Here is a 16,505-nt window from a genome sequence, read left to right as displayed (position 1 = left end):
TTAACTTTTTAAAGAGCGTTGAGCCTCTGCTCAATCAAGGCCGCGTATTCTACATCGAATCCCGACCTTGTCAACCGTTAATTTCCAGCGTCTTCAAACTCGTCCAAATCCGCTAAAAACCGTCCGGCTTACTGCTTCAAACGAGGCGCGCATTCTACACCGAACCGCTACCTTGTCAACCGCTTTCTGAAGAAATCTCGAACTCTTTTTTCTTCAAAGCTTTCAAGCAGTTAACTCCCTCAAAACCCGCCGCCTCAGCGGCTTGTCCCTCAGAAGTGGTGCGCATTCTACAGGCCTCCGGAGAACTGTCAACGACGAATCTTAAAAAAGCCTGAAATTAACACCACTCCGTACAACAAATACCCAACCCGATCACTCCGTGATCAATACCCGGGCGATTTTCTTTTTCCCCGCCTGGATAACGCACGCATCCCCTTTAACAAACGGGCGATTGCCTTCGAATGGCTGGCCATCGACATAAACTGCGCCACGCCCAAGAACATCCCGTGCCGCTGCACCGTTCTTGACCAGACCCGCGAGACGCAATACCGCCGCCATCGGGATCTCAGCCTGACCATCGAGGGACACTTCCACTTCCGGAACGTTTTCCGGAATCTCACCGAGAGCGACCCGGTTACCTGCGGATTTGTGAGCGGAACGCGCCGCCTCTTCGTCGTGGAAGCGGGTGATAATCTCTTCCGCCAACACCTTCTTGTAGTCCTGGGGGTTTGCTCCGGCATCAACCGCCTTGCGAAACTCCTCAACTTCCGCTAACGGACGGAAGCTTAACAGCTCAAAATAGCGCCACAGCAACTCATCCGGCATGGACAACAGCTTGGTATACATCTCGCCGGGGGCATCATTGACACCCACATAGTTGCCGAGAGACTTGGACATCTTCTGGACGCCATCCAGACCTTCCAGAATGGGCATAGTCAGAATGACTTGTGGCTCCTGGCCATAATGCTTCTGGAGAATGCGCCCCATCAACAAGTTGAACTTCTGATCGGTCCCCCCCAATTCCACATCAGCCTCAAGGGCGACCGAGTCATACCCCTGAACCAGGGGATACAGAAACTCATGGATGGCGATCGCCTGCTCAGCCCGATAACGCTTGGTAAAATCATCGCGCTCAAGCATCCGGGCCACCGTGTACTGTCCCGCCAGCTTGATCATGTCCGCAGCGGTCATCTTGCTCATCCAGTCCGAATTGAACACCACCTGCGTCTTCTCCGGATCGAGAATCTTGAACACCTGCTCCTTATAGGAGACCGCATTCTCCCGAACCTGCTCCTCGGTCAGAGGCGGGCGGGTTGCACTCTTACCTGTCGGATCACCGATCATGCCGGTGAAATCACCGATCAGGAAAATGACTTCGTGGCCCAGGTCCTGGAATTGACGAAGCTTGTTGATCAGCACGGTATGACCAAGATGAAGATCCGGTGCAGTGGGATCGAACCCCGCCTTGATCCGAAGAGGCCGGCCCTGTTTCAGCTTTGCTACAAGCTCGTCTTCCGGAATCAGTTCGTCTACGCCGCGCTTGATGACGGCCAACGCTTCATCGATCGATACCATGAACCACGCATCCTCGTTTATGAATCAAAGAATGTACCGGTTACAGAGCTCTACAAAAGAACTCTGTGAGTTACCCGCTCCCCTGCTAGAGTGGACCTGATCATTTTTCAGACAACCCGGACCACAGAGGGCGGCGTATTATAGCAGCGACGTCGCCAGAAATCCGGGCCCGGAAACAGGAATCGTAATGTTCCCTGCTGTCCTGCGTTTACTTTATCCGGTAATCTGATGGTCTATACTTGATCGAAAGCTTTAATTTGGTAGTTCAACCTACTGGAATACCGACCAAATCGGGTGCGCACGTGTTTAAAATGTTTCCGAAGACCCACCTTACCATCGCCGCCGGGGCCACCGTCCTGGTTGCCGCGACCGTCCTGATGAGCCCGAGCAGTAACGTCGAGGCCAAGCGAATGTCCTATTCCCTGGATCTCGAGCAGGGTTCGGTTTCAGCGCCCGCCAAGGGCCCGGCGTCTGCAGGTGACCCCGAATCCGCGGAGGTAGCGACTGATGACGCAACCAGCGGCGCACCAGCATCGGCCGAAGGCCAGACTGAAGCGACTGTCGCGAAGACCCCGCCCAAACCCGCACTGGACTGGCAGACATTTGATATCAAGTCCGGCGATACCCTGTCCTCTCTTTTCAAGGCGGCGGGATTCAACGACGGCATCATGCTCTCTGTAATTCATGGTGAAGGCGACGCCGACAAGCTCCAGCGTCTGTATGCTGGCGAGACCATTCGGTTCGCGTCAGACGATCAGGGCAAACTCGCGGCCGTTGAACTGCAGAGAAACCGACTCAAGAGCCTCAAGGTTTCCCGGACCGATGATGGTTTCAAGGGCGAGGTTCTCACGCGCGAGCCGGAAGCCAGGCCAATGTTTGCCTCCGGGGTAATCGACGATTCGCTCTACGCCTCCGCCAGGGCTGCCGGTCTGAACGACAAGCTGACCATGGAATTAACGGACATCTTCGGCTGGGACATCGACTTTGTTTATGACGTGAGAAAGGGTGACCGTTTCGAGGTGGTCTACCAGGACCTGTACCTGGACGGAGAAAAGCTTGGCACCGGGAAGATCCTGTCTGCCCGCTTTATCAACCGGGGCGACGAACGACTTGCCCTGCTCTATACCGATGACTCCGGCAACAGTGACTATTTCACGCCGGACGGCAAAAGTATGCGCAAGGCGATCCTGCGCACGCCGATCGATGCCCGCGTTTCCTCCCCGTTCAACTTACAGCGCCGCCATCCGGTTCTCGGCGTCGTTCGACCACACGAAGGCACCGATTACGCCGCTGCGCCCGGAACGCCAATCAAGGCCGCCGGTTCAGGCAGAATCATTTCTGCAGGACGTAAGGGTGGTTACGGCCGGGCCGTCGTGCTGCAACACGGTGACGGGATCACGACACTGTATGCTCACATGAGCCGGATTGCCCGCGGCATGAAAGCCGGCTCCCGGGTGAAGCAGGGCCAGACGATCGGCTATGTCGGATCCTCTGGCCTGGCCACCGGCCCGCACCTTCACTACGAGTATCGGGTCAATGGTCGCCCGGTCAATTCACGCACGGTGAAGCTCCCGGACGCGAAACCGGTTCCCTCCTCAGAGATGGCGCAGTTCAGGAAGATCGCCGACCAGCGCCTCGCGCAGTTCAATGTATTCGAGGGACGCGAACAACAACTGGCGATGGCTGAGGAAGAATAAATCCGATGGAGACCTGGCTGGGGTTAATGTCGGGGACCAGCATGGACGGCATTGACGCTGTGCTGGTCTCTTTTCAGGACCAATCAATGACACTGGTCGGGACGCACTCCCTGAGCTATCCCGACGATCTCCGTCACCGACTCCTCGCCGCCAGCCAGAATCACGCAAGCCCCGATGAGATCGGCGAACTGGATACGCTTACCGGGCACCTGTTCGCCCAGGCTGCCAATCGGGTCATTGCCGACACCGGCGCCGACATTGCCTCCATTCGCGCCATTGGCAGCCATGGGCAAACCATCCGCCACCAACCCTCCGGCAAAGCGCCATTTTCACTCCAGATCGGAAACCCTGCGGTGATTGCCGAGTTAACCGGCCTGACCACGGTCGCCGATTTCCGGCGCCGCGATATGGCCGCAGGCGGCCAGGGCGCGCCACTGGTTCCGGCATTTCACAAAGAGTTTTTCGGCTCGACCTCGGAAAGTCGCTGCATTCTGAATCTTGGCGGGATCGCCAACATAACCTGGCTCCCCGCCAAGGGCGAGGGAGACGTCACCGGATTCGATACCGGGCCGGCGAATGCGCTGATGGATGCCTGGTGCCTGGACCAGACCGGGCGCCCGTATGACACCGATGGGCACTGGGCAAAAGAGGGGGAAGTGGACGAAGCACTGCTTTCCGACATGCTGTCCGATGCCTATTTCCGGAAAAAGGGGCCCAAAAGCACCGGGAAGGAAAAGTTCAATCTGGACTGGGTCCGGACACACCTGGCAAGACATCCCAACGTGCGTAATGCCGACGTGCAGAGAACCCTACTGGAAGTCACTGCACTGTCCATCAGCCATCAGCTGCCGGATTACGGTCTGAAAACCATTTATGTCTGTGGCGGTGGCGCCCGAAACCCGGAGCTGATGAAGGCATTGGCCGAAGCGGTTGCCCCCCGTGATCTGAAGATCACATCGGAACTCGGGCTGGACCCGCAATGGGTCGAGCCGACGGCATTTGCCTGGCTCGCAAAACAAACACTGGAAGGAAGACCGGGCAACCTCCCCGAGGTGACCGGCGCAAGCGGTCAGAGAATCCTCGGAGCCATCTACCCGGCCTGAAGAGTCATCAGATGGAGAACGAACTCCCACATCCGCAAGTCGAGGTGGCGTTGGGGTTCTGCACCACGAACTGCGACCCCTGAAGCCCTTCCTGATAATCGATCGTGGCCCCCACGAGATACTGATAACTCATGGAATCCACCAGAAGGGTCACACCATCCCGCTCAATGGCTGTATCGTCCTCTTCCTGGGCCTCATCAAACGAAAAACCATACTGAAACCCCGAACAGCCGCCACCCGTCACAAAGACGCGCAGCTTGAGATCGGGATTACCCTCTTCCTCAATCAGTTCGCGTACTTTGGCAACAGCGCTATCACTGAAGAACAGCGGAATGGCCATTTGTTGCTGAACGACACTCAAGTTCGCCTCCGGGGATCATCAATTGCAAGAGCCCGATTATGGTATTCCTGACTAAAACAATCAACTATTCGGACTTTCCACCATCGACCGCTTCCGATTCGCTTCGGCCGAGCTCGACCGACGTCGATGAGGACTTCCCGGATTGTTCGCCATTGGTCAGCAGGCCGACAGCCTCCTTCTGATGAACGAGGTTGCCATTCACCGTGGCGCCCATGGCCATCTGAATCAGGTTGTAATAAACGCTGCCATTGATGGATGCCTTTTCGGCCAGTTCCAGGTTGGCAGAGGCGTAGACGTCGCCATTCACCGTACCATTGACAATCACGTGCGGGGCAATGATGTCGCCGGTGACTTCACCGACTTCGGAAACCCGGAGAACGGCATCGCTCCCCTCTTCCGCAACCACCTTGCCATGAATTCGACCGTCCACGTGCAGCCCGCCGGAAAAGGTGATATCACCCTGTACCGACGTCTTCGCCGAGATCAGGGTGTCAAAATGTCCCACAGGGCGACGAGGCTTCTGCTTCTTCTTACCGAGCATGTTATTTCTCCGTTAGATCATCCCAGTCAAAGGTTCTTTCTGCCTGTGAGGATTTCCGACCATCAGCCTGGGCGACCACCTGAACCTCCAGTGGCTGGAAGTTGTCGGGAAGCACGAGGGTGCCTTCCACATTCTGGAAGAACCGGAAACGAAATTTCACACCAAGGTCTTCAATATCCTTCGACAGATCCCTCAAGGCGATGACTTCTTTCTCTTCGTCGCGCAGGCCAATGACGTTCACCGCCACTACCCCGGAAATATAGCTTTTATTATTGCCCACCTGGGTCAGTACAAGTTTGAAATCCCAGGAACCGGGCTCATAATCCCGAGCCAGCGCCAGACTATCAACCTGAAGCCCTTTGCTGGTCTCGGATGGCGCCATGATATTTTTATAGAAAGTCAGGTCCGACTTCAGTGATGCAATCCGGTTTTCCAGCCCGGCAATTGTCTTTCGGGCGCTGCCCAGTGCCTGTTGGTCAATCACTTTGCCCCGTTCGAGGTTCACCAACTTCTGCCGCGTTTCCCGAAAATCGCTTCGCAGCGTATCCAGCTCTTCCTGCAAGGTGTCGTTGGACGCAGCAACATTCGACAATCGGAATCCGCTCTGGGCCAGGCCGGCAGCATACCCCGCAATGGCCGCAACCACGGTGAAGATCAGCAGGATGGCGGTCCGACGGATGCGGTGACCCGGACGGTGACGGACCACCACATACTCTTCTGCAGGCTTTCGCGAGTCGCTCACAACGGCTCCTTAGGGCAACAACGCAGGTGCTTCAAGCCCCTTTGTTTCACGGAAGCCGAACATGATGTTCATGTTCTGGACGGCCTGTCCCGCAGCCCCCTTTACCAGGTTATCAATCACCGAAGACACAATGACAATGTTGCTGTTCTCCTGGCGATGGAGCGCCATCCGGCACTGATTGGCACCCCGAACACTGCGGGTCTCAGGGTGGCTGCCGAAGGGCATGACATCAACGAACGGCTCATCCCGGAAACGGGCTTCAAAGAGGGCCTGCAGTCGATCAAAGGCCTCCGGATCGCGGAGCTCCGCGTAGAGTGTCGCTTCGATCCCGCGGATCATGGGAATCAGGTGCGGCACAAACGTCACGCCCACAGAACTACCGGCGGCAGCGCTCAGACCCTGACGGATCTCCGGCAAATGTCGATGTCCAGAGGCGCCATAGGCCTTGAAGCTTTCGCCGATCTCGCCGTGTAACATGCCGATCTTGCCCTGACGGCCTGCGCCACTGGCTCCCGATTTGGCATCGGCGATCAATCGGGACGCGTCCACCAGCCCTTCCTCGAGCAAGGGCAGGAAGCCAAGCTGGACCGCTGTCGGGTAGCAACCCGGATTGGCGACCAGCTGCGCCTCGCGGATTTCGTCCCGGACCACTTCCGGCAAACCATAGACGGCGCGTTCCGCCCATTCGGGACTCTCGTGGGTCATCCCGTACCAGTTCGCCCAGACGTCGAGGTCCTTGAGCCGGAAGTCGGCGGACAGGTCGACTACACGGACCCCGGCGGCCATGAGTTCAGGCACCATTCGCATCGCCACGCCATGGGGAGTCGCAAAAAATACGAGATCGCAGGCTTTCAGCACGGCGACGTCGGGTTCCGAGAATGCCAGGTCGAAGTGTCCTCGCAAATTGGGGTACATATCGGCAACAGGCATACCTGCTTCCGAACGGGAAGTGATGCACTGCACGCTCACTTCCGGGTGAACCGCAAGAATTCTCAGCAACTCCACACCGGTATATCCGGTGCCACCAACGATACCGACTTTAATCACCATTCTCTCCAGCGAGGCTTTCTTTATCAGAATTGGGACGTTCAGCCCTTTAGTCTACCATGATAAACCAAGGACTTATTGCAGCACGGCGGCTGCGCATTACAATGTTGTGAAAAATTAACGACACACTCCCCATCCTGACGGGAAACTCCGAATTCATGCAAAAATTCTGGCAACAGATCACCGGGAACGTCATGCCCTCGCTCCGGCGTCGCATGACCGGGGCGGATGCCTTGCCCCGACTGGCGGTACTGGGCCTGCTGTCAGGAATCGTCACCGGCGCCGTGATACTGCTTTTCCGTCTGGCCATCGAATGGCCCCTGGAATATTTCCTTCCGGACGGCAGCTCCGAATCGTTCGAGAAACTCGATCTCGTGACCCGGGGAATACTCCCGCTGGCCGGAGCCGTGACACTGGGTCTTATTACCCATCAACTGGCGATCAACGATCGCAAGGTGGGTGTGGTTCATGTCATGGAACGGCTGAACTACCATCAGGGCTACATTTCCCTGAAAAGTGCGATTGTGCAGTTCGTCTCCGGGGTTGCGACCGTCGTGACCGGGCAATCCTCGGGACGGGAGGGACCGGCCGTTCACCTCGGCGCAACCTTCTCGAGTCTGATGGGCCAGTGGATGCGCCTGCCCAACAACAGCATTCGAACACTGGTGGCGTGTGGCTGTGCCGCCGCCATTTCGGCCTCGTTCAACACCCCTATTTCCGGCGTCGTCTTTGCGATGGAGGTGGTCATGATGGAGTACACCATCGCCGGGTTCACGCCGATCATTCTGGCAGCCGTCAGCGCGGCCATTGTGACCCAGGCCGTTTACGGGCCTGAACCTGCTTTTACCGTACCCGGCCTGACGCTCAATTCACTGGTGGAGATCCCCTGGATCCTGGTGATCGCCGTCATCATCGGCGTTGCTGCGGCACTCTTTATTCAACTGGTTGATAGCCTGGGACGCTTTAACCACCGTCCGATTTTCCTCAGAATCAGTCTTGCCGGCGCACTGATGGTGCCCTTTGCCATTTTCATTCCCGAAACCATGGGCATCGGCTACGACACGGTCAACGCCACCATCGACGGAGAGCTCGGCTTCTGGCTTCTGCTCGCCGTCGGGCTGGCAAAGCTGATTATCACCTCGCTGTCCATCGGACTGGGCATGCCCAGTGGTGTAATTGGCCCGACGCTGTTCATGGGGGCCACTCTTGGCGGCGCCATGGGGCTGGTCGGCGCCGAACTGGCCCCGGACATTGCCTCGTCCATCGGGCTGTACGCCATGCTCGGGATGGGTGCCATGATGGGCGCCGTCCTCCAGGCTCCGCTCGCGGCCTTGATGGCCGTGCTTGAGCTGACCCGGAACCCGAACATTATCCTTCCGGCCATGCTCATCATTACCACAGCCAGTCTGGTCACCAGCGAAGTCTTCGGGAAGCGCTCACTGTTTCTGACCATGTTGAAGAGTCAGGGCCTCAGCTACCAGAGCTCCCCGGTAATACAGGCACTCCGGCGGGTTTCGGTGGGCGCCATCATGGAAAAGAATATTATGCGTTCGGCACGTCACCTCTCCATTGCCGAGGCCAGAAAACTGTTAAAATCGGAGCCCAAATGGCTGATCGTGGAAGGGAGTAGCGGCCCGACAGCGCTCATGCCTGCGGTGGATCTCGCCCGCTACCTGGAGGACACCGAGGAAGTTGAAGCCGACAAGACCGAAAGTGGTGACAACCCGGAGAGTATCGACCTGATCAACATTCCCGCCAATCGCCGGGACATTGCTCCCGTGCAGTATCAGGCCACTCTGGAAGAGGCGCTGAATCAGTTTGATCTGACCAACGCCGAGGCACTCTACGTACAACGTCATGTAGCGCCGATGATCCAGCGGATCTACGGGGTGGTCCTGAAATCGGACATTGAAAGCTATTACCAATATCGACGGAGCTGACGAATGCTGTGGGTTAAAGCCTTCCACATTATTGCCATGGTTTGCTGGTTCGCCGGCATTTTCTATCTGCCCCGGTTATTCGTGTATCACGCGGCCTGCGAGGATGAGGCCGGTCGGGAACGTTTCAAGATCATGGAGCGCAAGCTCTATCGGGGTATTACAACCCCGTCCATGATCGCGACCGTGGCCCTCGGAATCTGGCTGATCAGTTACAATGTATCCGGCTATCTCAGCCAGGGGTGGCTTCACGCAAAACTCGCGTTGGTGGCCCTGCTGATTGTCTACCATTTTTACTGCGGCCACCTGGTGAAGGTTTTCCGGGATGATCGCAACACCCGGAGCCATGTCTTCTACCGCTGGTTCAATGAGTTGCCCGTATTCATTCTTCTGGCCGTGGTCATTCTGGCCGTGGTCAAACCGTTTTAAGGAGTGCCGTCATCGAAGGTTATACCCGCCCCCAGGTTCTCGTGCTTTCCGGTCTGGATCCCTCAGGTGGCGCCGGCATCCAGGCAGACATTCAGGCGATCACTTCCCTTGGATGCCACCCGCTTCCGGTACTGACCTGCCTGACGGTGCAGGATACTCGCAATGTGTATGGCGCCAGCCCAGTGGACGCGGAATTGATCCGGCAACAACTGGATTGTGTGGCGAACGATTCAACCATTCACGCCATCAAGACCGGCGCGCTGGGAAACGCCGGTATTGTTGATGTCGTGGTCGAGTTCCTCAGAAAGCGCCCGGACGTGCCAGTAATCACCGATCCGGTCATAAAGGCCGCCGGCGGCGGAGATCTGGCAGACGACGCGCTGATCAAGGCCATGAAGGAACGGTTGTTCCCCCTGGCAGAGATGATCACGCCAAATGGCGAGGAACTTGCCATTCTCGGCGGTGATGAAGATGCTGACCGGGCTGCGCAGAACCTGATGGACCGCGGCTGCGGATCCGTACTGGCCACCGGCGGCCACGGTACCGGCGTTCACATCGTGAATCGGCTGTATAATCACGCACCGGACCCGATGCAATGGGAAATCGAACGGATCGGGGGCGAATACCACGGCACCGGCTGCACTCTTGCGGCGGCGATCGCGGCCGGCCGGGCCATGGGCCTGTCGGCCCGTGCCGCAATCGCCCAGGCCCAGAATTACGTGCACCGGGCGATACTGCATGCGCTTGCCGTCGGCAAGGGCCAGCCTGTTCCGGACAGAGGCATTCAGTGGGAACGCTGAAACCGATTTCCAGACCGGGCCTCTATGCCATTACCGACAGCACGCTGACACCGGCAGACCAGCTGGTATCGGCCATAGAGGCGGCCCTGCGGGGTGGCGCAGTGCTGGTACAATACCGGGACAAGACCTCTTCACGAACCGAGCGACTCCGTCAGGCAAGGTCATTGCTGTCGGTATGTCGTAATGCACGGGTGCCGCTGATCATCAACGACGATGTCGAACTGGCACGGACGGTAGGTGCAGACGGTGTTCACCTCGGCCAGGAAGACGGCGACATCACCGAGGCCCGCTCGCGGCTCGGCGAACAGGCGATCATCGGCGTTACCTGTCACGCCAGCCTGGATCTCGCCAGTGCAGCCCGGGCGGATGGTGCCGATTACCTGGCCTTCGGGCGGTTCTATACCTCAGGCACCAAGCCCGACGCGCCCGAGGCCTCACCGGAGGTTCTGACCCGCGCCAGGTCGCTGGGGCGACCACTGACCGCCATTGGAGGCGTCACAACCGAAAACGGCGCAGAACTTATCCGTGCTGGCGCAGACATGCTCGCCGTGGTCGGCGGGTTGTTCTCAGGCGGACCGGACCAGATCGAGCATCGGGCGCGGGCATTCAGTCAACTGTTCGCGACCCATCACCCACTTTACCCAATTTCCAGCAAACCAGGAGCCCAACCATGACGCACTCCGAAACCCTGTTCGAACAGGCACAGAAATACATCCCCGGTGGCGTTAACTCACCGGTTCGGGCCTTCCGAGGCGTGGGTGGCACACCGATCTTCTTCAAGCACGCCGAAGGCGCCTACCTGTTTGACGAGGACGACCGCCGCTACATCGATTACATCGGTTCCTGGGGACCGATGATCCTCGGACACTCCGACCCCCGCATCAAAGAAGCGCTGCATCGGCAGGTCGATCTTGGCGTCGGCTATGGCGCACCCACCGCCATCGAAACCGAGATGGCGAAAAAGGTGTGCGAACTGGTGCCGTCCATCGATCTCGTCCGTATGGTCAACTCCGGCACCGAGGCCACCATGAGCACCATCCGCCTCGCCCGGGGCTATACCGGTCGGGACAAGATCGTCAAATTCGAGGGCTGCTACCACGGCCACGTCGATTCGCTTCTGGTGAAAGCCGGCTCCGGCGCACTCACGCTGGGTGTGCCCAATTCACCCGGCATTCCGGCCAGTCTGGCGGAACACACCCTGACGCTCACCTACAACGACATCGATGGCGTCCGGGAAACCTTCCGGAAAATGGGCGACGACATCGCTGCAATCATTGTCGAACCGGTTGCCGGCAACATGAACTGCATTCCGCCGGTCCCCGGTTTTCTTGAGGCCCTGCGTGAGGTCTGCGATGAACACGGTACGGTACTGATCTTCGACGAAGTGATGACCGGATTCCGGGTTTCTCTTGGCGGGGCTCAGGGACTGTTCAACGTGACGCCGGACCTGACGGCACTGGGCAAGGTTATTGGCGGCGGGCTGCCGGTGGGCGCATTCGGTGGCAAGCGGGAAATCATGGAACACATCTCGCCCCTGGGGCCCGTTTACCAGGCCGGCACACTGAGCGGCAACCCGCTGGCGATGACGGCCGGCCTGACCACCCTGAACGCCATCTCGGAACCCGGGTTCCATGACCGACTGACAGAAAAGACCAATGCGGTCAGAGACGGCCTCAAGTCGGCAGCCGATGAAGCGGGGATCCCGCTGACCGTCCAGAGTGCCGGTGCCATGTTCGGCTTTTTCTTCACCGAGGAAGCCTCTGTCACCCGCTTTGATCAGGTGATGGGCTGCGATGTCGAAAGGTTCAAGAAGTTCTTCCAGGGTATGTTGCAGGAAGGGGTATATCTGGCGCCCTCTGCATTTGAGGCAGGATTCACCAGCGCAGCCCTCTCGGACGATGACATCGAACACACGATTGCCGCGGCCCGTAAGGTGATGGCAACACTCTAGCCATCACAGTATTCAGAAGCTCCCTTCCAGCGTCACCATTACCGTGTGGCGCTGGTAGGTGTAGCGTTCGATGCTGCTGGCCGTATCGCGATATTGCCACTCGCCCCGGATGCGCCATTGCCTGTCCAGCGCTTTTTCAACAAAACCACCCAGATCCCAGCGTCGGTCTATACGACGCTCTTCCACGAGGACGCCATCTTGCAGTAACCGATGGGGATCCTCGTAACGACTGAACCGAAATCCCCCCTGCGCCCCCAGGGCAAGATCACTCCGAACCCGGTATTTCAACACCGCATCGAGAGAGTGGTGGTGCGGTGACACGCTCACGAACTGGGAACCGACGCTCAGATCCTTGCGGTCATTCACCTCCCACTGATACTTCCCTTCCAGCGTCCAGTCCTCAATGCGCCTTTCAGCCCCAACGCGCACCCGGTACCAATGGCCATCGTAGGCCTCGAACGGATCACTTGCCAGGACTCTTGCCACTGCAATGCCCGCCTCGCAGTCATCCATCACGCCACCGAAACAGCCCTGATTGACCACACTTCCCTCAGCACCATACCGGGTTTCAAAGGGATCCTGCCCGAACCAGGACTGGCTGACCAGCAGGCTGCCATGCAGTGTCCGATTAGCCCAGGGGGAGGACCAGGAGAGCCTGCCCTGCAGCATATCGGCATCGTATTCGGAATGAGAGGGAAATTGCCGGCCCAGATAAACACCCTGCAAGTTCCAGATTCCAGACCGGCCCTGGCTCAGCCGGGTTCCCCCGGCGACGACCGCTTCCAGAAAGGTTCCACCATCCCGGGACAGTGCTGCCTCGGGTAATCCGGCGATGTTGCTGTCGTATCCACCCGATACCGACAGGTATGACTGGTATTTCGGCGCGGCATCTGGCGGTATCGCTCCGCCCAGCTCAGCGAGCTTGATTCGGGCCAGTCGTTGGAGTTTGTCCGAGTCGGCTTCAAGCGCAACCGTCTGAAAGTAGGACCGGGCCAGGGCTCTTTGTTCACGAGCCAGAGCCACCAGGCCCAGGTTGTACCTTGCCAGAGCGCCATCGTGGGTAGGCAACAACTTTTTGAAGGAACGTTCAGCGGCGTCGTAGTCGGAAAGCCGGTAATAGAGTACGCCAAGGTTATAGTGCAGCGTGTTCGAATTCAGACCCGCCTCCCTGGCCTGCTCAAGGACATCCCTTGCTTCAGCAAGCCGGCCCTGATTGAACAGAAGAACGCCCTGACGAAACAGGTCGGTCGCCGAAGACTCCGATGATGCCTTTGCCTCGAGACAGGGGGAAAGTGCCAGGATCAGGCAACCAAGGAACAGTGACGGGAACAGGCGGACGGCCAACAAAAAAGGTGCTCCGTTCATCATCCGGAAAAGGGAAAGGCGGTGCCGCTCTCCAGACCGACACCTACCCTTGACGATGAAGCAGAGTATAACAGCAGGTTGAACTAAAAAATGCCCAACGCATTACGACAGGCCGGATCAATCCCCGGGCCGGGCAACCTCCGGCAGCTTGTCGCGGATCTCATCCACGGCCGCTGGCAAATCCGGGCGCTCAGGCCGTTCAGGGTTCGCCGACGGGACGTCGGGCTTGTCTGGCAGGTCCTTTGCCATATTCGCAGACTCCCTGGCGTGATCCGACATTTCCTGGCCAAACGCCCGTCCCTGATCTCTGGCATCCTGGGCCGATTCCAGTCCCGATCCGGCGTTATCCCTGGCAGACGGTGCTACCTGGTCCGCGACGGGTGGTTCGGGGAGCTGAATTTCGCGCACGACCGATTGGGTCAGATCCTGATCGTCGAGCACCATCCGCATGGTCACATCCAGGTCATCTCCCGCGTGGGCCTGTCCCGTTGCCAACACACCCGCGATTGCAGCCGTCAGATACCATTTCATGATGCAGGAACCTCTTTACCTTTCTCTACCGTCGGAATATCAACCCGAAAGCTCTTCTGCTGGCCACCGGTATTGAGATGCGCAACCAGCTGACCCGCCCCCGGGAATAGAACCTTGAGAGGCAAAGCCAACACATTCTCACCAGCATCGAGACTGACTTTCCAGCTCAGTTCATGGCGCCCCGGCCAGGATGCAATCTCGACATTGGGCGGCAATTCCAGAGTCAGGGTCACATCATCCAGCGCCTGCCCCGAGCTGAAGGCAAGCCGAACCGTCTTCTCAACCGGCTGGAACACCGCCGATTCCGACGACGCATCAGCCAGCGAGGATGGTGTCTGAGGGGCTGCCTGCCGGTCGCCGTTCAGGAACACGCCCACAGAAATACCCAGCGCGAGCGCTGCAGCAACTGCACCCCCGAGTACCCGGTGGCTCCAGCGCCCGTGCTCCGGCGATCCCTGGGTCGCAGCCCGCAACACACGGGTTTCAAAATCAGGCGATGGCGCAGGCACGGCATATCCTTCCGCCAGCCCGGCACGCAGGCAGCGTTCATTTTCGAGTGCGTCACTACAGGAGGAGCAGACACTCAAATGCTCGGAGATCTGCCTGGCCAACCGGTCCGACAGTTCGTTATCAAGATAAGCCGCAAGGCTTTCGCGTGTTTCCCGACAGGACATATTCATCACCTCATTCCTCCACACGACGCGGGGCGGATTCGGGTTCCAACTGCCGCTGAAGTTTTTTTCTCAGGGCGGCACGGATACGATGCAGCCGCGATTTGACCGTACCGAGCGGTATATCCAGGATTTCCGCGATATCTTCCTGCCGCCATCCGTCCACATCGTGAAGCAGGATCAGTGTTCTCTGATCCGGGTCCAGGCTGGCCATGGCCAGGTCGAGCACCGGCCCCAGGCGCGACTGTTCCAACAACAAGGGAGGACCCGCTTCGTCGGCTTCCAGACTGTCGAGCCAGTCGGCCTGACTGTCGGCTTCAACCAACTCACTAAGGGGCCGATCACCCTGCCGCCCCTTCCGACGGACCTGGTCAATAAAATGCCGGTAGAGTACCCGGTTCAGCCAGGGTCTCAGTTGTTCGACCGACTCCAACTCCTCAAGTTTCGGGTAGAGCTTGCAGACCACATCCTGAACCAGATCTTCTGCATCCTGCTGCTGGCCGGAAAGACGGTAGGCGAAACGATACATACCCTCCAGATGGGGCTGGATGAGCGCTTCAAATCGTCTCTTTTTGCTGGGCTTAAAGGGAAGAATCGACAAACTCGTCACTACTCGCATGGTTCGCTGATTGATCGGCAAGTCTATACCAGTAGCGCATCAGGTTGCATCGCCTCTGACGACCAACCAACGGCTGAGCCCGTCATTTCCATGAGAAAAGGTTAATCAAGACAGAAGGAACTCTCAGTCCGCCTGCATCGTGGAGTAAGTGATATATCAACCAAAATACCACGGAGGTTGTATGAAGCGTTCCATGCAAATGTTTGCAGTGTCGGCGCTGGCCGCAGGCGTAGCCGCGTGCGGTGGCGGAGGTGATGGCAGTGCCTCAGGTTCTACCGGCACCGTCTCGTTCAACATGACCGATGCGCCGGCCATGGAATTTACCGATGTCACTGTCGCCTTCACCGGGATTCGCCTGAAGCACGAGGACGGCGAGTGGGTCGAGTTCACCTTTGACCAGCCCAAAACCTGGAACCTGCTGGACCTTCAGGGTGGCATGTCCGAACCGCTCATTACGGACGAGGAAGTACCGGCCGGCGATTACACCGAACTCCGCCTGATGGTGGATACCGATCCCAACAGGACATTTGTCGCCACAGCTTCCAAGCCGGACGAGCACAAAAGCCTCGCCATACCGTCTGGCGAGCAGAGCGGTCTGAAGCTCAAGGGTAATTTCATCGTTGCGGCGGACACCACCACGGATTTCACCATCGACTTCAACGTGGCGAAGTCCATCGTGAATCCGCAAGGGCAATCCCTGGCGGATTATCTGCTGAAGCCGTCGCTCCGGCTGACCAATACTCTGGAGACGGGTTCGATTACGGGTGACGTCGATTTTGCAACCATCAATCAGAACCAGGATTGTGAGGGCGTTTCCGAAGGTTACACCGGCTCGGTCTATGTTTACCAGGGCGCGGACATCACTCCTACCGATGTGAACGTCGAAACCGAAGGCGGCCCCCTGATGACAGTCCCCGTCAAATACGATGACAGCAAAGGGATATACACCTACACCGCCGCCTATCTGACCGAGGGTGACTATACGATCAGCTATACCTGCCAGCTGGACGATAACGAAACCACCGACGACACGGTAAAGTTCGAGGACAAACAGACCGTCTCTGTGGTTGCAGGCGAGAAAACGCAGGCAGACAGCTTTCCACTGACCCCCTGATAAGAAAAGTGAAGACCCCCTG

General features: G+C 58.2%; 17 protein-coding genes. 8 read left to right on the top strand and 9 right to left on the bottom strand.

Annotated features, from left to right (window positions below):
• Nucleotides 1-372 precede the first annotated feature (372 nt).
• Entirely contained in the window at nucleotides 373-1,575 is a 1,203-nt protein-coding gene (gene tyrS, locus MLD04_RS13760) for a tyrosine--tRNA ligase (protein ID WP_248159461.1), read from the bottom strand.
• Between the two features lie 302 nt (nucleotides 1,576-1,877).
• Here tyrS and MLD04_RS13755 point away from each other — a divergent pair, with 302 nt between their 5' ends.
• Together MLD04_RS13755 and MLD04_RS13750 are read left to right on the top strand one after the other, a co-directional pair.
• Nucleotides 1,878-3,272: an OapA family protein gene (locus tag MLD04_RS13755; RefSeq protein WP_379883558.1), complete on the top strand. Its 1,395-nt coding sequence runs from the start codon at nucleotides 1,878-1,880 to the stop codon at nucleotides 3,270-3,272.
• Between the two features lie 5 nt (nucleotides 3,273-3,277).
• Nucleotides 3,278-4,375, top strand: coding sequence for an anhydro-N-acetylmuramic acid kinase (locus tag MLD04_RS13750; RefSeq protein ID WP_248159445.1), 1,098 nt, complete (start codon nucleotides 3,278-3,280; stop codon nucleotides 4,373-4,375).
• Between the two features lie 7 nt (nucleotides 4,376-4,382).
• Here MLD04_RS13750 and erpA read toward each other — a convergent pair whose 3' ends face one another.
• The 4 genes from erpA to argC all read right to left on the bottom strand — a co-directional run bounded on the left by erpA (nucleotide 4,383) and on the right by argC (nucleotide 7,066).
• The gene (gene erpA, locus MLD04_RS13745) at nucleotides 4,383-4,715 is read right to left on the bottom strand and encodes an iron-sulfur cluster insertion protein ErpA (protein WP_008940648.1); all 333 of its coding nucleotides are present in this window, start codon (nucleotides 4,713-4,715) and stop codon (nucleotides 4,383-4,385) included.
• Nucleotides 4,716-4,800: 85 nt separating this feature from the next.
• Complete coding sequence (locus MLD04_RS13740) at nucleotides 4,801-5,277, bottom strand: bactofilin family protein (RefSeq protein ID WP_248159443.1); 477 nt, start codon at nucleotides 5,275-5,277, stop codon at nucleotides 4,801-4,803.
• A 1-nt stretch (nucleotide 5,278) separates the two neighbouring features.
• Nucleotides 5,279-6,019 carry a DUF6776 family protein gene (locus MLD04_RS13735; protein WP_248159441.1) on the bottom strand — a complete coding sequence of 247 codons (741 nt, stop codon included), beginning with the start codon at nucleotides 6,017-6,019 and terminating at the stop codon, nucleotides 5,279-5,281.
• 9 nt (nucleotides 6,020-6,028) lie between these two features.
• On the bottom strand, nucleotides 6,029-7,066 hold the full coding sequence (gene argC / locus MLD04_RS13730; protein WP_248159527.1) for an N-acetyl-gamma-glutamyl-phosphate reductase: 1,038 nt from the start codon (nucleotides 7,064-7,066) through the stop codon (nucleotides 6,029-6,031).
• Nucleotides 7,067-7,224: 158 nt separating this feature from the next.
• Between argC and MLD04_RS13725 the strand changes: the two genes are divergently transcribed.
• From MLD04_RS13725 to hemL, 5 genes are read left to right on the top strand one after another with little or no spacing between them, the layout of a single operon-like run.
• Nucleotides 7,225-9,006 (top strand): chloride channel protein, encoded by a 1,782-nt coding sequence (locus MLD04_RS13725; protein ID WP_248159439.1) that lies wholly within the window; start codon nucleotides 7,225-7,227, stop codon nucleotides 9,004-9,006.
• Between the two features lie 3 nt (nucleotides 9,007-9,009).
• Nucleotides 9,010-9,432 carry a protoporphyrinogen oxidase HemJ gene (gene hemJ, locus MLD04_RS13720; RefSeq protein ID WP_248159437.1) on the top strand — a complete coding sequence of 141 codons (423 nt, stop codon included), beginning with the start codon at nucleotides 9,010-9,012 and terminating at the stop codon, nucleotides 9,430-9,432.
• A gap of 41 nt (nucleotides 9,433-9,473) precedes the next feature.
• The gene (gene thiD / locus MLD04_RS13715) at nucleotides 9,474-10,232 is read left to right on the top strand and encodes a bifunctional hydroxymethylpyrimidine kinase/phosphomethylpyrimidine kinase (RefSeq protein WP_248159422.1); all 759 of its coding nucleotides are present in this window, start codon (nucleotides 9,474-9,476) and stop codon (nucleotides 10,230-10,232) included.
• On the top strand, nucleotides 10,220-10,906 hold the full coding sequence (thiE, locus tag MLD04_RS13710) for a thiamine phosphate synthase (protein WP_379883559.1): 687 nt from the start codon (nucleotides 10,220-10,222) through the stop codon (nucleotides 10,904-10,906). The genes thiD and thiE overlap by 13 nt, the downstream gene beginning before the upstream one ends.
• Complete coding sequence (gene hemL, locus MLD04_RS13705; protein ID WP_008940640.1) at nucleotides 10,903-12,183, top strand: glutamate-1-semialdehyde 2,1-aminomutase; 1,281 nt, start codon at nucleotides 10,903-10,905, stop codon at nucleotides 12,181-12,183. Before thiE ends, hemL begins: the two co-directional genes overlap by 4 nt.
• A 12-nt stretch (nucleotides 12,184-12,195) precedes the next feature.
• Here hemL and MLD04_RS13700 read toward each other — a convergent pair whose 3' ends face one another.
• The 4 genes from MLD04_RS13700 to MLD04_RS13685 form a co-directional block, all read right to left on the bottom strand.
• Nucleotides 12,196-13,530 (bottom strand): tetratricopeptide repeat protein, encoded by a 1,335-nt coding sequence (locus MLD04_RS13700; protein WP_248159420.1) that lies wholly within the window; start codon nucleotides 13,528-13,530, stop codon nucleotides 12,196-12,198.
• Between the two features lie 135 nt (nucleotides 13,531-13,665).
• The gene (locus tag MLD04_RS13695; RefSeq protein WP_248159418.1) at nucleotides 13,666-14,079 is read right to left on the bottom strand and encodes a hypothetical protein; all 414 of its coding nucleotides are present in this window, start codon (nucleotides 14,077-14,079) and stop codon (nucleotides 13,666-13,668) included.
• A complete protein-coding gene (locus tag MLD04_RS13690; RefSeq protein WP_248159416.1) occupies nucleotides 14,076-14,759 on the bottom strand; it encodes an anti-sigma factor family protein in 684 nt (227 codons plus the stop codon). The genes MLD04_RS13695 and MLD04_RS13690 overlap by 4 nt, the downstream gene beginning before the upstream one ends.
• A 4-nt stretch (nucleotides 14,760-14,763) precedes the next feature.
• Nucleotides 14,764-15,369, bottom strand: a complete 606-nt coding sequence (locus MLD04_RS13685; RefSeq protein ID WP_427902076.1) for an RNA polymerase sigma factor — start codon at nucleotides 15,367-15,369, stop codon at nucleotides 14,764-14,766.
• 193 nt (nucleotides 15,370-15,562) lie between these two features.
• On the opposite strand from MLD04_RS13685, the gene MLD04_RS13680 reads away from it, so the two are divergent.
• A complete protein-coding gene (locus MLD04_RS13680) occupies nucleotides 15,563-16,483 on the top strand; it encodes a DUF4382 domain-containing protein (protein WP_248159414.1) in 921 nt (306 codons plus the stop codon).
• Nucleotides 16,484-16,505 lie beyond the last annotated feature (22 nt).

Source organism: Marinobacter koreensis, assembly GCF_023156285.1.
Classification (GTDB): Bacteria; Pseudomonadota; Gammaproteobacteria; order Pseudomonadales; family Oleiphilaceae; genus Marinobacter; species Marinobacter koreensis.
The sequence above is the reverse complement of the archived record's forward strand: the minus strand, read 5'-3'. Positions and strand labels throughout refer to the sequence as shown.